The sequence below is a fragment of the Methanothermobacter sp. genome, assembly GCF_030055435.1.
Taxonomy (GTDB): domain Archaea; phylum Methanobacteriota; class Methanobacteria; order Methanobacteriales; family Methanothermobacteraceae; genus Methanothermobacter.
Window position 1 is genome coordinate 303,375 of record NZ_JASFYG010000001.1, and the last position, 15,956, is coordinate 319,330.

Here is a 15,956-nt window from a genome sequence, read left to right on the forward strand (position 1 = left end):
ATTAAAATGGTGCCTTCATTCCCCAGTCAGGATTCTTCTTCCGCTTGATCTCAGCTATCCGCTCCAGAAGATCAAGTTCTTCCTCTGAGAGATCACCTGAAAGTTCATCCAAGAGTATTCTGTAGTGGTTTTCGGGTATTTCAACGTAGAGCGTATCACCCTCATTGATTGTCTTTCCGTAAGCGGCGTCCTTGATTGCCATTGCAACCTTCTGACCGCGTGATGCTGATTTGAGGTTTTCACCCTTATCCTGCATGCTCTCAACGGTACCCACTGGTTCTCCTTCCTCGTTCATGAGTGGATAGCCCGGCTTTATGACACCTGCAAGGACTTCAACACCCCCAATTGCCGGCTTGCTCTGCCTGAAGACAAGTTTCGGGATGAGCCTTATGCTTGCAGGTTTTATAATCGCATCCATCCACTTTTTCTTCTTCTCTTCCTCAATGGCCCTTACCCATTCCTCATATTCTTCCATGAGCCGGTAGATGACGTTCCCCTGAAAGAGCTTAATGTCTGAGTTCTTGAGTTCCTGGGCCGCTGAGGGAATCACCTTCACGTTGAAGGCTATTATGGCCCCGTAGGACCTGTCCTCCTGGAGGGATATCCCTGCATTCACAACATCCCTCCTTGAAACGTCCCCAATGTCAGCCACCTTGATGGGGACGTCCATGTCCCTCAGTATCTTCACCACCGCTTCAAGGGACCCTAGGGTATCGGCCTTTACAACCACACCCGCCTCGTCGGTGTCTATCTTGATGTCCTCTATTTCACTGAGTATCTCTTCTCTGACCTTCTCTGGATCCGTCACCACACGGAGGGGTGAACCCGCCATTACATCGTCGATGTCAGGTGCCACGATCTTTATACCCGCAGCAGCCACCACCTCGTCCACCTTCTGGAACTTCTTTCTGGACTCCCTCATCTCCTCAAGGGGTCTGGGTTTCAGGAGGGACCTTATCCTGGTGAATATAACATCCGTTGATGTCATCATGGCGATGGTGTCGTTCTTACGGAGTATACCGTCGTAGATAACAGCATCAATTGTCATCCCGAGACCTGTCTCCTCCTTAACCTCAAGGATGGTCCCCCTGGCAGGGGAATCCTCCTCAATCTTCAGCTGTTCCCTGAGGTACTGCTGCGCAAGTCCCATGAGCATTGTGAGGAGTTCCGGTATTCCCTCCCCGGTAACCGCACTTATGGGTATTATGCTGACCTGTGAGGCGAAGTTGGTTACCCTGTCGAACCTCTCTGATTCAAAGCCCTCCTCGTGGAGTTTGCCCACAAGTTCATAGACCTTTGTGTCCAGTTTCTGCTGGACCTGAATGCCCTGTTTGCTGAAGGTCTCCATGAAGGGTTGTCCATTATGGGCCCTCCAGCCGTGGATCTTGTCTATCTTGTTTGCAGCCACCACGAATGGTGTCCTGTACATCTTCAGGATGTTGAGGGCCTCCTGTGTCTGGGGCTTGAATCCCTCATTTATGTCAACGATGAGTATTGCAAGGTCTGCAAGGGCCCCTCCACGTTTACGGAGAGTTGTGAATGCTTCATGTCCAGGGGTATCTATGAAGAAGAGTCCTGGCAGCGTCTCCCTGATTGAGAATTTTTTAAGGAAATCTCCGCATATGTTTTCAATGACATCCATGGGTATCTCTGTGGCCCCTATGTGCTGGGTTATACCACCCGCCTCCCTCGCGGCAACTGCACTGCCCCTTATATGGTCAAGGAGGGTGGTTTTCCCGTGATCCACATGTCCTAGTACTGAAACTATGGGTGATCTGATCTTCATTGAAATCTCCGCGTTCATTCCTCATATACCATTTCCCTATCAGGCATCTCGTAGCTGCAAATTTCTGATTCCTTAAAGAAAAGTTTAATCTCCCTCTCAGCTGATTCTGGAGAATCTGAGGCATGTATTATATTTCTACCTGTTTCAAGGGCGAAGTCTCCCCTGATTGTCCCGATTTCTGCCTCTGCAGGGTTTGTTGCGCCCACCATCTTCCTTATGATGGAGATGCAGTCCTTACCCTCTATGACCATTGCAAGGACTGGTGCTGATGTTATGTAATCCACAAGGTCCCTGAAGAATGGTTTTTCCCTGTGTTCCTGGTAGTGTTCCATTGCAAGGTCTTCCGGGATCTGGAGCATCCTTGCAGCGACTATCTTGAGTCCCTTATCCTCGAACCTGGATATTATCCTTCCTGCGAGGCGTCTCTTTACTGCGTCAGGTTTTAGCATTACAAAGCTTCTTTCCATCATTTTTTAACCCATTTAACTTTTCTTGGAACCCTTCCCAGTTTCATCATGTTTTTCTCGCATTTGCTGCTGCAGAAGAAATAGATGGCTCCGTCCTTTTTAACGTACATCTTTCCTGTGCCTGGCTCTATTTCTTCATGGCAGAATGAACAGACTCTCATTTACAAACACCTGCCTGATCAGGGGGTCCTGATTTCCTTTGCCTCTCTGATTGTGTCAAGGAGCATCAGGATATCGCCTTCCCTTATTGGACCCATGACGTTCCTTGTGAGTATCCTTCCCTTATCTCTTCCATCAAGGATTCTGCACTTGACCTGCATTACCTCTCCAGTCATCCCGGTTCTCTTGAGAACCTCAATAACCTCTGCTGGAGTTGCTTCCTCCATTAAACCACCTTTATATTAAATTGAAGGTGAAAGGCTTTTTCTGCCTTTCATCTATTTCTTAAGTTCTTCAACCTTTTCTATTATTTCGTTTATGAGGTCCTCGGCGTCGCCGGCTTCAACTATGGCTGCTGATGCTGTGCCGACGTTGAGGCCTGCGGCTGCACCCAGTTCATCCTTGGTTGGAATGTATATGTAGGGTATTTCCTTTTCCTCTGCAAGGAGTGGGAGGTGAGCCACGATTTCGGCTGGTTCAACATCCTCAGCGATAAGCACGAGCTTTGCGACTCCTCTTTCAACTGCCTTGGTAACCTCATTTGTACCCTTTGATATCTTACCTGTTTCCCTGGCTATTTCAAGTGCCTCTGTGGCCTTGTCAGCCAGTTCCTTTGGTACATCAAATTTCACATAAATTGCCTTTGCCATGTTATTTACCTCCTTTTTCATCTGGTTTTTCTACCATCCATCGGTAATTACACCAATCTGGACAACTAATCCAAATTATGGATTAACATGAGGTGGGTAGTACCCTTTATATGTTCTCTGTATATAAAACTTGCTGGATACAGATTTTCATCAGAAATCGTACTTAAATTAATCCCGGATAATCCAGTTAGACACCCAGGAAAACAAGGATTAAATATAGTTTTGGGTTCATCACATATAAAGTTTTGCCGCGGGCAAAAAGGGAATGGATGATGGATGTATGTGAGAATCACATCCTTTTAGCTGCTAGTTCAATGTCAGAAGCCTTAACAGTTTTTCTTCCAGCATGTTTTGCAAGTTTAACTGCATTCAGGGCGATCTCTTCACCTTTGGCTTCAAGGACTTTTGCGAGGGCTTCCCTTGCATCATCACTTACCCTCTCTGCACCGGCATTCTTTATTATTCTTCCAATTGGAGCTATTGGCAATTCCATAATTAACCACCTCATTTTATGTAATATAATCTATTCATATTATCCTATATAAATATATCGTTAATCTGGAGGTTTTTCTGGCTCATTGATTGGTTCATGGGGCACCTAAACAGAATCAGTATATTCACAAGTGGCTGGAGGGTGAGAGATTAACCTCAGGGTGTTCTAATGAAAAATAGAAAAACTTAAAACAGAAAAATTATTCATGGAAAATTTAAATGTTTATTATGCTCTCTTTCTCCTTATAACGGATCTGAGCTGGTTTATATCGGGTTCAACCTCAACTGGTTCCGTTGAAGCCCTTATGGCGGTGTCAGGATCCTTAAGTACATGACCTGTTACAACGCAGACCACTCGTTCACCCCTGTCAATGACACCCCCATCCACCAGTTTCAGCAGTCCTGCTATGGATGCTGCAGACGCCGGTTCAACACCTATACCCTCCCTCCTTGCAAGGAGTTTCTGGGCAGATAGTATCTCCTCATCGGTCACTGTCTCGGCATATCCATCTGACTCATATATGGCCCTCAGGGCCTTGAGGTAACTCACAGGCGCCCCGATCCTTATGGCGGTCGCAACCGTCTCAGGGTTCTTAACAGGCTCAATCTCCATCTTACCCTTCCTGAAAGCCTCAACCACAGGTGCAGCACCCTCCGCCTGTATGCCAGTCATCATTGGCCTCTCCTCAATGAACCCTGCCCTGTGGAACTCTGAGATACCCTTCCATATGGCTGATATGTTCCCTGCGTTACCAACAGGGAGGATGATGCGGTCCGGGGACTCCCAGCCAAGGTCATCCACTATCTCAAAGCCTATGGTCTTCTGCCCCTCAAGCCTGAAGGGGTTAACCGAGTTGAGGAGGTAGAGCTCCCCCATGAGGGCAAGTTCCGTTACCGCCTCAAGGGCCTCATCGAAGTTTCCCCTGACAGACAGGACCTGGGCACCATGGAACATTGCCTGTGCAAGTTTGCCAAGGGCAACCTTACCTGAAGGGAGGAGCACCACACAACCGAGACCAGCCCTTGCTGCGTAGGCTGCTAGGGAAGCGGAGGTATTGCCGGTTGAGGCACAGCCCACCGTATCAACGCCCAGTTCAACTGCCTTTGTGATACCGACACTCATACCCCTGTCCTTGAAGCTACCTGTGGGGTTGGAGCCCTCAACCTTCACGTATAGTTCAATGCCGAGTCCCCTGCCAATGTTATCGCACCTCACAAAGGGTGTTCCACCCTCATCGAGGCTCACTATCTTTGAGGGGTCCACGGGCATGAACTCCCTGTACTTCCACATGTTCTGCCTTCTGCAGCTGAATGTGTCCCTTGAAACCTCGACTTCACATTCAACCTCCAGCACTGACCCGCATTCACTGCAGGTGTATATGATCTCGTTCAGTCCATACTCCTTACCGCATGATATGCACCTTATCACATAGTCACCATCCATTGAATGTATTATCAGAATAAATTGTGGGTGTCCATTCCCTGAACACCACCTATATTGATGCCTTTATGTAGCTGTAGATTCCCAGTGTCAGGTTCGCCTCAACGAATGCAGCCACCACAAGGAACAGAACCCCTATACCAAGGAGCATGAGGGACTCCTGAAGCTCATCCTGGTTCCTCTCAAAGAAATGAGCCAGTCTTTCCATGAAGGACCCGTACCATGTCTCGGTGAACAGATCACTGAAGAAGTGGTAGGTGAAACTTGCAAGCCTCAACCCAGCTGCCCCGGCAATTATGAGTCCGGGGATCTCAAATATTCCATGGGGGGCCGTCAGGATTATGAAGTCCCCCAGTGGGGCCTGTGAGGCAAAGAACCCTATAAAAAGGCCGTTTATTATAAGGAACAGTACCGTGAAAACTCCCAGAAGCAGGCCTCCCCCATAGATGAGCAGGGCGGCCTGGAGGTTGTGAAGGAATATCGAAACCGTTGATAGTTTCAGTTCACCCTCCGCTATGCTCCTTCTGAATTCGTCCATCATTGGCTTCAGTAGCGGCTCGATGGCCCCTGAGAAAGCATATCCTGCAAAAAGGGATATGAGGAACAGGAAGGTTGAGGCCAGAAGGAAGGTCTCATTGCTCCTCATGAGATAAGCCAGTGTCCCCTCATACTTTTCCTTCTTCATTTTAACCCTCAAGCACCCTCCCCGCAGTGGAAAGGGCCTTCTTTCTTTTCCTGGAAAGTTCCTCAAAGAACTTCCTGATAAACTCTGCAGTATTATTTTTGCACTCACCACACATAAGTGTACCGTTTCTGCAGGATTCATAGATCTCCTCAAGTTCAGGGTCAGAGTCAGACATGTGGTAGAGGAGGGTCTCATAGATTATGCAGTCCTCGGGTACACCTCCAAGTTCCCTCTGCTCCTTCAGGGTCTCCCTTCCACCTGTCCTGGCATTCCTTATCTTCTCCTCAGCCTCCTCTGGCGTGTCACTGAGGAATATGGCGGATTTTGGTCTGCTGCTTGACATTTTACCCCCGGTAAGGCCCTCCATGAACCTGTGATAGGTTGATGATGGCAGGATGAAGCCGTACTTCTCCCTGAACCTCCCGGCTATGTCCCTTGTGAGCCTTATGTGGGGGTCCTGGTCCGGGCCGACAGGGACAACGGTGGGCTTGGGCCCACCCAGTTCCTCAAGCTGGGGGTGGAGTATATCCGCTACCTGTATTATTGGGGCGTACATGTGGGCCATGGTTGTTGATCCTGTGAAGCCATATATGGCCCTCAGTTCATTGAAGTTAACCTTCCCTGAGAGTACATAGGCAAGGTCCTCCACCATGAGGTTCTCTGACTGGAGGTAGACGTGTATGTTGTCCTTTGTGAGGTCAAGTCCCAGTGCAATGTAGCCTGCAATGTATTCCTCGATGGCTATCCTCCTTGAGGTCTCAAAGTCGATGCCCCTTGCAGAGTAGGCCTCCATGTCGGCGATGGGTATGAATATCTCGGCGCCCAGTTTATCGTACCACCTGAGCTGGTCCACGATCATCTTGTGGCCTATGTGCATTCTACCGCTTGGCATCATCCCTGTTACCACTGCAAAGTCGCTGCCACTCCTTATGGCCTCAAGTATCCTGTCGTAGTCCCTGTGACCGAATACTATGCCCCTCCTCATAAGCCAGCTGGGTTCAGGTACATCATCGAGGACTTCACTGAATGGCCTTACACCGAATTTTTCAATAAGATCCATGTATTCAAGGTTTGCTGATCCCCACGGGTCTATCAATCATATCACCTGCTATGGTCTTATCCAGTCAACAAGGTAGTAGGTTACATCTTCCTCATCGTCCAGGAAGGCCAGGAGGAGCTTCTTGTTCACCCCATGGGCCACCCTGACGTAGCTTGAAAAGTCCAGGGCATGGATGGTGTCATTCTCTGATATAACCCTCACAAGGTATGCTGAGTGCGTCCTGCCCGGGGCACCTCCCCTCTCATACACTCTGAACTCTGCACCGTACTTGAAGCCTGTCTTGACGATGTAACCCCTGTTCCTCAGGTCCCTGTAGACCAGGTACTTGCTGTAGAGGCCCTTCTCAGCCAGGAGTGATATGAATTCCTCCATTGAGACCTCATCGTCGTCCCTCTTAAGTGTGAGTTTACCCCTCTCCATGAGGTGTGCTGCCTCAATCAGTGAAATCTGCAGCCTGTCCTCATAGAGTTTACCGTAGTGGCTCTTGCCGTGCAGCCTCCTTGCATCCGAGTCCGGTTTTATGGTTACAACCTCGTCTCCCAGCTGTCCCTCCATCTATAAACCCCTCTAATTTATGGAATAATTGTATACACAGATTTCCGTGATTAAGATGACTGGAAATATATCAGGACAATGGCATGCCTCTCCTTAAGGTCCCTCCGAAGAGAAGAAACCTATTCAATAATAGCATGCCTCTCCTTAAGGTCCCTCTCCTTCTTCCCAAGGATGGCCATGAACTCTGCTATGAGCCCATCCAGGAAGAGGTGGGTGCTGTCCTCAAATAGTGTGCCCATTGGTGTGAGGTCATCATAGTCGCCCCTTAAAACACCGGAGGTGTAGTACTTCCAGGCCTCCTTTGTCTTGCTTGGTATGCATATTACAACGTCGCTGTGCTCTGTCAGCGTTGACTGGGGAGTTGCGGTTACCGCGATGACCGTTGCCCCAACAGACTTTGATGTGGTGGCTGCCAGTGTGACTGTCTTTGTTTCACCTGACCCCGAAATGGCAATGAGACAGTCCTCATCACTTATTGCGGGTGTTGTAACGTCCCCAACAACGTAAACCGTGAAGCCGAGGTGCATGAGCCTCATTGCAAAGGCCTTTCCAACAAGCTCTGACCTCCCTGTTCCCACGATGAAAACGGCCCTGGCATCCATTATCCTGTTTATCATCTCCTCAAGTTCAGACTCGTCAACCTTTTCAATGGCGTTTATGGCATGTTCAGTTATCTTATGGACAGTGTTTTTGAGTATCTCCATTTCAATCAACTTTATATTTTATATCATCTGCAGGTTCGTAATCCTTAGCCGCTTAACCCTCTTTTATTCCGGCAGGTTCGTAATCCTTATACCCGCATTCCTAATCCTGTTTTTGATGTTGAGGTTTATAAGAAGCGGTGTTATCTTCTCAATGACCCTTGCATTTTCAAGGCCACCGCAGTCAATGGCCCTCACACCATCTATCTTCTCTGCGAGTTCAGATGCAATATCGAGGGCATCTCTGTGGTCAGATGCAATGAGGCAGTCACAGTCCACAGGTCCTGTTATGTCAAGTAGAGCCGCTGCACTGATATTGTTGAATGCAGCCACGACCCTTGTGCCCTGATCTTCAAGGAACCTTGCAGCCCTCTCAGCAGCTGAACCATCCCAGAGGTCAATGTAACGCACCGCTGAACCCCCAAGGCAGCTGTCAATGGGTACAGTGGCATCTATGAGCACCTTACCTCTAAGTGCCTCCTTAACTGAACCCAGTGTGGCCATCTGCGCCTGCAGTGGAACTGTCAGGATTGCCACCTCAGCCTCCTCAGCGGCCTCAGCATTTGTGGCACCCTTAACCTTGAGGTCATCTCTTCCGGCGATTTCAAGGACCTTTTGAGCTGCATTGGCAGCTTTTTCAGCGTCCCTTGAACCTATGATTATTTCTTCTCCTGCTAATGCAAGTCTCAGGGCAAGTCCAAGGCCCTGGTCACCTGTTCCGCCAAGAACTGCGATCTTCATAATATCACCATGGTTACCTTTCTCAGATATTTTTACTAATCAATAATCTTCCTAAGGAATTCAATACTCCTCTCAACCTCACCTGGTGTTTTAACCTCAACCGTGAGAATACCCATGTAACCGATGCCCCTTAAACCATCAATAATGGCCCTGAAATCCAGTGAGCCATCGCCGAGGGCATCGTGGCTGTCAATTTCGCCGTTGTTGTCGGAGAGGTGGACATGTCCCACCCTCGGGGACACCATCTCCCCTTCACTGTAACCCATGGTTGCTGCGTGGGCAGCGTCCAGTGTCACCTGGATTTCAAGTTCCTCTGCAACCCGCCAGAGATCCTCAAGTTCCCTTAGAAGGGGACCCTCAAGGCGGGGCATGTTCTCAGGGTAGATACCGGCACCCCTGTCCTCCGCATATTCAGATATCACTGAAAGAGATTCAAGGTTCCGCTGAACTATGAGGTCCCTGTGGGGTCTTCCAAGGAAGGGGACACTGCCAGGGTGCACGACAACCACCTCGGAGTCCAGTTCAACTGCAAGGTCAACCGCGGATTTAACCTCAGCTATGGACGCCTCCCTGATCCCCCTGTTGAGGGATGCTATGTTTATGTCCGAGATGGGTGCATGCACCGTGAAATCAAGGCTGAAGGAGTCAGCCATCTCCACGTCATCCAGGGGGTACTCGTAGATTATCTCACAGCAATCTGCCCCTGCATCCTCAATCCAGGTGAGCATCTCCTCCAGTGGAAGTGGGGAGAGTGCAAGTGTTGATACACCTATCCTCATCCAGATCACCTAGGCTTCGGGCCGCACCCTTGCCCTTACAGGTATGTTGTGCTTCACTGCCTCCATGATTATATCTGCAAGTTCTATGTCCCTTCTGAGCTTTATGGTGCCCTTCTTACCCACTGTAGCTGTGAAGAGGTACTCATCCTCGACCAGTATGTCGAATGACACGCCCACAGCATCCCTGCCAAAGTTGAGGACCACGTAGTTTCCTGCGAGTTCCACCGGAACCTCAACGGTCTCCTCAAGTTCCTTCTCCTCAAGTGGCTCAACACCGATACTTATACCGATGTTCTTCTCGATCTCCTCGATGGTCTTTCCCTTCTTGCCTATTACCTGGGGGATGTACTTCTCCTCTATCCAGACCTTTGCCCTTTCATCGGATTCAAGTTCAACCCGGACCCTTGCACCGGGTAGCCTCCTGCGGAACTCCCTCTCGATTTCCCTCTCGGCTATCCTGTGGACAGGCGGTTTCCGTCCCCCTGGGGATGTCTTTGAGACATCCATGACTATCGTCTGCTCACCGTAGGTGTAGATCTCATGCATGAGCTCCCCTGACTCAAGGTCCCTTATCTCTATGACCGGCCTTGCAAGGTCTGCCTCCTGCATACCCGTCGGAACCTTAACGGTGAGGGATACGTCGTAGACAGCCTTCACCTCTCCGTCCTCAATGAATATGGTTGTGTCAACCACTGAGGGTATCACCCCAAGCTCCACCCTGCCCAGGATCCTCTGTATGGCATCTATGGGCCTTGTGGCATGGACAACCCCAACCATACCCACACCTGCAAGCCTCATGTCAGCGAAGATCCTGAAGTCGCGGGTCTTCCTTAGCTCATCATAGATGGTATAGTCGGGCCTTACAAGGAGAAGTATGTCGGCGGTCTTCTGCATATCCCGTTCGATGGGTGCGTACTGGGTTATCTCGTCACCCACCTGGAGGTCCCTGGGGGACTCCATGGTCTTCACAACCGCCCTCATCTCCTTGCTGTAGAACTCTGCCACAGCCTGGGCAAAGGTACTCTTACCTGCCCCAGGCGCCCCTGCTATGAGAACGCCCTTGGCAGTGTCCCTCAGCCTATCAATCAGCTTCTCTGAGAGCCTGTAGTCCTCCAGTGAGACCCTGGCAACCGGTCTCACGGCGGTTATCTCGAAGGCCTCTGAGAAGGGCGGCCTCGCTATTGATATCCTGTACTCCCTGAACTGGACAACAGTGGCGCCCTCCATCTCTATCTCGATGAAGCTTTTGAAGTCGCTCTTGGCCCTTTCAACTATTTCACGGGCCATCCTGCTTATATCTGCATGTTTGAGTGGTTTATTGTCTATTTCAACCAGCCTTATTTCCCCTGGCCGCCCCTTCTTGGCCATGGGTACAACGTTTTCCTTGAGGTGCACCGACATGGTGTAATCATCAAAGTACTTGCTTATCTCGAGTTCCTCATATTCCAGGACCTCGGGTTTAATGTAGAACACGTCAAGCCCCTGGGCCTTCCCGACCTCTGCCTGCACCCTGTCGCTGGTTATGAGGAGCGCATCGTACTCCCTTGCAGTTGCCCTTATCATGGCGTCTATCTCACCGCCCCTTGAGAGTGAAATCTCATCCACTGTGGGTCGGCGCCCTACAAAGATCATTGATATTATGTTCTCCTTGTGGAGCTTCTGGAGGTTCTTGAGCTCCTCAAGGCCATTGAACCCGGTTTCCCTTCCCCGGTTGGCCTGGTATTCAAGTTCAGATACAACTGCCTCGGGCACTATCACCTCGCTGCCCCTGAACTCCTCCTCCTGCACTATGCCGGTGATGCGCCCATCAACTATAACACTTGTATCTGGAACGATCTTCATCTAACCATCTCCATATATTTCATCAGGATCAAAGATCCTTACGGCGTCCTCCCTGACCCTGAGTTCATCCCCATCAATGCTGCGGTAGAAACAGGACCGGTAACCTGTATGGCAGGCACCTCCCTCCTGTTCCACCTTCAACACAACCGCGTCGGCGTCACAGTCCACAAGGACGTCCTTAACACGCTGCAGGTGTCCCGAACTCTCACCTTTGAGCCAGAGCTTCCCACGTGATGTGCTCCAGTAGTGGGCCAGCCCTGTCTCCAGTGTCCTCTCCAGGGCCTCACGGTTCATGTAGGCCACCATGAGGACCTCACCTGTCCTGTGATCCTGTGCCACTGCAATTATGAGGTCCTCCCCATTGATATTATGTCTGAAATTTAAAATGTTAACATCTCCTGATTTATTCTTCTCTTCCAAACAGCACAACTAATCTGTACTCATTTATTCTTTTATCTTCTTCAACATACACAAACTACTGACATTCAAACCTATTCAGAGCAGATCTCCTTCAACCTATCCACAACCTCAGTCCTATCCACAGCCTCCTGTGAAGCGTCCTCCATGTCCCTCAATGTGACCTTACCCTCCTGGAGGTCCCTTTCACCTGTGAGAACCACGAACCTTGCCCCAATGTTATCAGCATATGAAAGTGCCTTTCGGAGTTTTCTCCCTGCCAGATCCATGTCAGCCGCTATACCCTCACCTCTGATCTCCTGTGTGATCCTGATCGCCTCCGGGAGTGTTGATTCATGTATGGGTATCACGAAGACGTCAACCATCCTCATGTCCCCCTCATCCATTTCAAGGGCGTTCATGAGGCGGTCGAAGCCAAATGCGAAGCCCGTTGATTCAACCCTTTCGCCCCCAAAGGTTTCAACAAGGTTGTATGTGCCGCCCCCGCAGATCTGTCGCTGGGCGCCGAGTCTGGGTACATAAATCTCAAATACTGCGCCGGTGTAGTAGTCAAGTCCCCTTGCGATTCCAAGGTTCACATGGTACTCCCCAAGACCGAAGTACTCAAGGGTTTCCACAAGTTCAGCGAACTCCTCAAGGGCACTGAGGGACTCCGGGTAACCCTCAAGGAGCCCCCTCACATCATCAAGTACCTCGGGACCCCCCTGTGTGCCTATGAGGTTCATGAGGAGATCCCTGCTCTCGGGGGATATCTCGACCCCGTCAAGGCAGGATTCCAGTTCATCAACGTCACCCTTATCTATTATACCCATTATCCTGTCCTGGAGTTCATCCTCTATTTTCTCCCTGCCAAGGATGCCCCTGAGGATTCCAAGGTGCCCGACGTGGACCTCGAAACCCTCGAGTCCAAGCCTCCTGAGGGTCTCGGCTGCAAGGGTTATGACCTCTGCCTCTGCCAGGGGTGACCTTCCACCTATGAGTTCACAGCCGAACTGCCAGAACTGCCTGAAGCGGCCCGCCTGGGGCCTCTCATATCTGAAGCAGCTCCCAAAGTAGTACATCTTTATCGGTTTGGGTTCACGCTGCATCTCATTCATGTAGAGCCTGGCGACCGGTGCTGTGAGTTCCGGCCTCAGTGCAAGTTCCCGGCCACCCTTATCTGTGAAGTGGTAGATCTGGTTCACCACCTCCTCACCGGATTTCACTGTGAAGAGTTTAAGATCCTCAAATATGGGTGTTTTGATCTCATGGTAGCCGTAGGTCTCAAATGTCCTTCTGAGTACGTTTTCAACCTCTTTCCTGTTTCTCATCTCAGCGAAAAGAAAATCTCTGGTTCCTCGCGGTCTTGATATATCCATGGCAGTAATTCCTCCAGTAAAAATGATAAAGGGGATGATAGGAGATTCATCATTCATAATATTTAAGGTATTCCTTGAGCATCTTGGGGAAGGATGTGGCATGCAGGAACCTCAGTCCCAGGCGCTCTGCCCACACCCTTATACCGTCATCAGCAGCCACAACACCGGCGCCGAGCTCCTTGGCAAGAAGGAGGACGTCGAGGTCCGGGGCACTGTCAAGGGTTCCCTTCCTGAGGGCTGAACGGTACTTCTTCCTGAGATCCTTTATGGCCTTCCCAAGCACCTCACCCTCGATTTCAATCTTATTAACGCCACGGGATGCCATGATTATGGACTGTATCCCGGCCTCCCAGAGGAGGGTCTCTGAAATCCGGAGCCCCTTGTTCATCCTCTCCCTTATATCATGGACGTATTCATAGAATATCTGGGAGGGTATCTGGGTGTCATAGCGGTTGGGTGTCTTCTTGACTATCCATGTCTCGGCCTTCACCAGGGTCTCCTCGGGGCATTCATACCTTGTCATGTAGTCGGTGAATTCCTTGTAGGTGATGGGGGGCATGTGACAGCTTATGTTGAGCTTTATCCTGCTCCTTGCGATGATGTCGAGCATGGTATCCACTGACCTGTTGAGGTCACCGTCACCCAGCATCTCCCGGAGCTGGTTATCTGTAAAGGCCGTTGTATCAAGGACAAATCTCTGCTTGGCAAGCATGTCACGCCCTCCCCTTCAATATGGGTAACTGATGGAGACAATATTTATCGCTGATGATAAATAAATATTGCAGAGGAAAAGTTGTTAAACTGAGAGATGGGAATAATTCTGAAATGAAGCCTGAAACAGGCCATTAACTGGATGGTGGTTGTGATAAACTGATAACCGGCAATACACAGCTCACGGGAATAATAGGTTACCCCCTAACCCACAGCCTCTCACCACAGATGCACAACGCGGCGTTCAAAGCCCTTGGGATGGACTGGGCCTATGTGCCCTTCCCTGTGAAACCCTCAGGGCTTGAAGAAGCTGTTCGGGGCCTCGGAGCCCTCAACGTGAGGGGTGTGAACGTCACAATACCCCACAAGGAGTCTGTGCTTGAACTCATCCACAAGGTTGATGAGACAGCCTCCCTCATCGGGGCCGTGAACACCCTGAAGTTTGAGGATGAAACCATAAGGGGATACAATACAGACGCATCTGGCTGCCTTAGGGCCCTTAAGGAGGTCACATCAGTTGATGGGTCCTCTGTCATCATACTCGGGGCCGGTGGGGCTGCGAGGGCCTGCGCATTCCAGCTCGTGCTGGAAGGGGCAGATGTAACCATACTCAACAGGACCCCTGAAAGGGCCAGGGCCCTTGCAGAGGATATCAAGGGGGCCCTCGATATTAAGGTAAAACATGGTGGCTATGAACTAATACCAAGCTCTTTGGATGGGGCCGATATCCTCATAGACACAACACCCGTCGGGATGTACCCCCACATGGATGATGAGCCCCTTGTAAGAGCTGAAATCATGCATGAGGGCCTCGTTGTATATGACCTTGTCTACAATCCTCCGGAGACATGCCTCCTGAGGGAGGCCAGGGCAGCAGGCGCTGTTCCGGTTTCAGGTCTCAGGATGCTCCTCTATCAGGGTGCTGAGGCCTTCAGGATATGGACAGGGAGGGATCCTCCCCTGGATGTAATGGAACAGGCCCTTCTTGATGCCCTCAAGGGAGTTTAAATCTCTCCCAGATGTTTCAGGCACAGAGGTATGTAACCATTAACCTCCTCAGAAAGATGAATATACCACATTATCCAGAAATGTTAACCCCATCTTGACCCCACTGAAAATATGATTCTTAACCTTACCGGTGATCTTATGAATGGACCTTGGGTAGAGAAGTACAGACCACAGAAACTTGATGATATAGTTGGCCAGGAACACATAATACCACGCCTCAAACGCTACGTTGAAGAGAAGAGCATGCCGAACCTCATGTTCACGGGGCCTGCTGGTGTTGGTAAAACAACAACGGCCCTTGCCCTTGCAAGGGAGATCCTCGGGGATTACTGGAGGCAGAACTTCCTGGAGCTAAACGCCTCAGACGCCAGGGGCATAGATACCGTGAGGACCAGCATAAAGAATTTCTGCCGTCTGAAACCTGTGGGGGCGCCCTTCAGGATAATATTCCTTGACGAGGTTGACAACATGACAAAGGACGCCCAGCATGCCCTCAGGAGGGAGATGGAGATGTACACCAAGACATCCTCATTCATACTCTCCTGTAACTACTCCTCAAAGATCATAGACCCGATACAGTCAAGGTGCGCCATCTTCAGGTTCCTCCCCCTCAAGGGCCGCCACATAATAAGCCGCCTGGAGTACATCGCAGAGCAGGAGGGCCTGGAATACGAGCCACAGGCCCTTGACACGGTGGTCTACTTTGCAGAGGGTGACCTCAGGAAGGCCATAAACATTCTCCAGTCAGCGGCCTCACTGGGTGAGAGGATAACAGAATCCAGCATCTACGAGGTGGTCTCAAGGGCCAGGCCAAAGGATGTGAGGAAGATGATAATGACCATCCTGGATGGGAAGTTCATGGAGGCCAGGGACATGCTCAGGGAGATCATGGTCCTCCAGGGTATAAGCGGTGAGGACATGGTCACCCAGATCTACCAGGAACTCTCAAGGCTCGCCATGGAGGGATCCATCGAGGGGGAGAGGTACATAAAACTCATAGAGGCTGTTGGAGAGTACGACTTCAGGATAAGGGAGGGCGCCAACCCCAGGATACAGCTTGAAGCCCTCCTCGCAAGGTTCCTGGAACATTGAGAGGGTGGATCA

19 protein-coding genes are annotated in these 15,956 nt (G+C 50.4%); 2 read left to right on the forward strand and 17 right to left on the reverse strand.

Going from position 1 to position 15,956, the window contains the following annotated elements; translation table 11 throughout:
* Window position 1 precedes the first annotated feature (1 nt).
* The 17 genes from infB to QFX30_RS01500 all read right to left on the reverse strand — a co-directional run bounded on the left by infB (window position 2) and on the right by QFX30_RS01500 (window position 13,845).
* Entirely contained in the window at window positions 2-1,786 is a 1,785-nt protein-coding gene (gene infB / locus QFX30_RS01420; protein WP_300487145.1) for a translation initiation factor IF-2, read from the reverse strand.
* 14 nt (window positions 1,787-1,800) lie between these two features.
* Window positions 1,801-2,256, reverse strand: coding sequence for a nucleoside-diphosphate kinase (gene ndk, locus QFX30_RS01425; RefSeq protein WP_300487147.1), 456 nt, complete (start codon window positions 2,254-2,256; stop codon window positions 1,801-1,803).
* Window positions 2,253-2,414, reverse strand: coding sequence for a 50S ribosomal protein L24e (locus QFX30_RS01430; protein ID WP_300487150.1), 162 nt, complete (start codon window positions 2,412-2,414; stop codon window positions 2,253-2,255). The genes ndk and QFX30_RS01430 overlap by 4 nt, the downstream gene beginning before the upstream one ends.
* 18 nt (window positions 2,415-2,432) lie before the next feature.
* The gene (locus QFX30_RS01435) at window positions 2,433-2,639 is read right to left on the reverse strand and encodes a 30S ribosomal protein S28e (protein ID WP_013295525.1); all 207 of its coding nucleotides are present in this window, start codon (window positions 2,637-2,639) and stop codon (window positions 2,433-2,435) included.
* 51 nt (window positions 2,640-2,690) lie between these two features.
* Window positions 2,691-3,062 carry a 50S ribosomal protein L7Ae gene (gene rpl7ae, locus QFX30_RS01440; protein WP_300487153.1) on the reverse strand — a complete coding sequence of 124 codons (372 nt, stop codon included), beginning with the start codon at window positions 3,060-3,062 and terminating at the stop codon, window positions 2,691-2,693.
* Between the two features lie 289 nt (window positions 3,063-3,351).
* Window positions 3,352-3,555, reverse strand: a complete 204-nt coding sequence (gene hmtB, locus QFX30_RS01445) for a histone HmtB (RefSeq protein WP_013295523.1) — start codon at window positions 3,553-3,555, stop codon at window positions 3,352-3,354.
* Between the two features lie 225 nt (window positions 3,556-3,780).
* A complete protein-coding gene (gene thrC / locus QFX30_RS01450) occupies window positions 3,781-4,983 on the reverse strand; it encodes a threonine synthase (protein ID WP_300487384.1) in 1,203 nt (400 codons plus the stop codon).
* A 64-nt stretch (window positions 4,984-5,047) separates the two neighbouring features.
* Complete coding sequence (locus QFX30_RS01455) at window positions 5,048-5,692, reverse strand: stage II sporulation protein M (RefSeq protein WP_300487155.1); 645 nt, start codon at window positions 5,690-5,692, stop codon at window positions 5,048-5,050.
* Window positions 5,682-6,776 (reverse strand): tryptophan--tRNA ligase, encoded by a 1,095-nt coding sequence (locus QFX30_RS01460; protein ID WP_300487158.1) that lies wholly within the window; start codon window positions 6,774-6,776, stop codon window positions 5,682-5,684. The genes QFX30_RS01455 and QFX30_RS01460 overlap by 11 nt, the downstream gene beginning before the upstream one ends.
* A 12-nt stretch (window positions 6,777-6,788) precedes the next feature.
* A complete protein-coding gene (gene endA, locus QFX30_RS01465; protein WP_300487161.1) occupies window positions 6,789-7,295 on the reverse strand; it encodes a tRNA-intron lyase in 507 nt (168 codons plus the stop codon).
* A gap of 119 nt (window positions 7,296-7,414) precedes the next feature.
* The gene (gene hxlB / locus QFX30_RS01470; RefSeq protein ID WP_300487164.1) at window positions 7,415-7,999 is read right to left on the reverse strand and encodes a 6-phospho-3-hexuloisomerase; all 585 of its coding nucleotides are present in this window, start codon (window positions 7,997-7,999) and stop codon (window positions 7,415-7,417) included.
* Between the two features lie 63 nt (window positions 8,000-8,062).
* Window positions 8,063-8,737, reverse strand: a complete 675-nt coding sequence (gene npdG, locus QFX30_RS01475) for an NADPH-dependent F420 reductase (protein ID WP_300487167.1) — start codon at window positions 8,735-8,737, stop codon at window positions 8,063-8,065.
* A 35-nt stretch (window positions 8,738-8,772) separates the two neighbouring features.
* Window positions 8,773-9,516 (reverse strand): sugar phosphate isomerase/epimerase, encoded by a 744-nt coding sequence (locus QFX30_RS01480; RefSeq protein WP_300487170.1) that lies wholly within the window; start codon window positions 9,514-9,516, stop codon window positions 8,773-8,775.
* 9 nt (window positions 9,517-9,525) lie between these two features.
* Complete coding sequence (locus QFX30_RS01485; RefSeq protein WP_300487172.1) at window positions 9,526-11,358, reverse strand: PINc/VapC family ATPase; 1,833 nt, start codon at window positions 11,356-11,358, stop codon at window positions 9,526-9,528.
* Window positions 11,359-11,778: a phosphoribosyl-AMP cyclohydrolase gene (gene hisI / locus QFX30_RS01490; protein ID WP_300487175.1), complete on the reverse strand. Its 420-nt coding sequence runs from the start codon at window positions 11,776-11,778 to the stop codon at window positions 11,359-11,361.
* A 71-nt stretch (window positions 11,779-11,849) separates the two neighbouring features.
* Window positions 11,850-13,133 (reverse strand): histidine--tRNA ligase, encoded by a 1,284-nt coding sequence (gene hisS, locus QFX30_RS01495; RefSeq protein ID WP_300487178.1) that lies wholly within the window; start codon window positions 13,131-13,133, stop codon window positions 11,850-11,852.
* A gap of 49 nt (window positions 13,134-13,182) precedes the next feature.
* On the reverse strand, window positions 13,183-13,845 hold the full coding sequence (locus tag QFX30_RS01500; protein WP_300487182.1) for an RNA ligase partner protein: 663 nt from the start codon (window positions 13,843-13,845) through the stop codon (window positions 13,183-13,185).
* 158 nt (window positions 13,846-14,003) lie between these two features.
* Here QFX30_RS01500 and QFX30_RS01505 point away from each other — a divergent pair, with 158 nt between their 5' ends.
* Entirely contained in the window at window positions 14,004-14,852 is an 849-nt protein-coding gene (locus QFX30_RS01505; RefSeq protein WP_300487387.1) for a shikimate dehydrogenase, read from the forward strand.
* A gap of 138 nt (window positions 14,853-14,990) precedes the next feature.
* On the forward strand, window positions 14,991-15,944 hold the full coding sequence (locus tag QFX30_RS01510; protein ID WP_300487185.1) for a replication factor C small subunit: 954 nt from the start codon (window positions 14,991-14,993) through the stop codon (window positions 15,942-15,944).
* Window positions 15,945-15,956 lie beyond the last annotated feature (12 nt).

Excerpts from the sequence above, each read along its gene's own strand:
- infB (WP_300487145.1), bottom strand. The coding sequence starts at position 1,786 with ATGAAGATCAGATCACCCATAGTTTCAGTACTAGGACATGTGGATCAC.
- ndk (WP_300487147.1), bottom strand. The coding sequence starts at position 2,256 with ATGATGGAAAGAAGCTTTGTAATGCTAAAACCTGACGCAGTAAAGAGA.
- QFX30_RS01430 (WP_300487150.1), bottom strand. The coding sequence starts at position 2,414 with ATGAGAGTCTGTTCATTCTGCCATGAAGAAATAGAGCCAGGCACAGGA.
- QFX30_RS01435 (WP_013295525.1), bottom strand. The coding sequence starts at position 2,639 with ATGGAGGAAGCAACTCCAGCAGAGGTTATTGAGGTTCTCAAGAGAACC.
- rpl7ae (WP_300487153.1), bottom strand. The coding sequence starts at position 3,062 with ATGGCAAAGGCAATTTATGTGAAATTTGATGTACCAAAGGAACTGGCT.
- hmtB (WP_013295523.1), bottom strand. The coding sequence starts at position 3,555 with ATGGAATTGCCAATAGCTCCAATTGGAAGAATAATAAAGAATGCCGGT.
- endA (WP_300487161.1), bottom strand. The coding sequence starts at position 7,295 with ATGGAGGGACAGCTGGGAGACGAGGTTGTAACCATAAAACCGGACTCG.
- hxlB (WP_300487164.1), bottom strand. The coding sequence starts at position 7,999 with ATGGAGATACTCAAAAACACTGTCCATAAGATAACTGAACATGCCATA.
- npdG (WP_300487167.1), bottom strand. The coding sequence starts at position 8,737 with ATGAAGATCGCAGTTCTTGGCGGAACAGGTGACCAGGGCCTTGGACTT.
- QFX30_RS01480 (WP_300487170.1), bottom strand. The coding sequence starts at position 9,516 with ATGAGGATAGGTGTATCAACACTTGCACTCTCCCCACTTCCACTGGAG.
- QFX30_RS01485 (WP_300487172.1), bottom strand. The coding sequence starts at position 11,358 with ATGAAGATCGTTCCAGATACAAGTGTTATAGTTGATGGGCGCATCACC.
- hisS (WP_300487178.1), bottom strand. The coding sequence starts at position 13,133 with ATGGATATATCAAGACCGCGAGGAACCAGAGATTTTCTTTTCGCTGAG.
- QFX30_RS01500 (WP_300487182.1), bottom strand. The coding sequence starts at position 13,845 with ATGCTTGCCAAGCAGAGATTTGTCCTTGATACAACGGCCTTTACAGAT.
- QFX30_RS01510 (WP_300487185.1), top strand. The coding sequence starts at position 14,991 with ATGAATGGACCTTGGGTAGAGAAGTACAGACCACAGAAACTTGATGAT.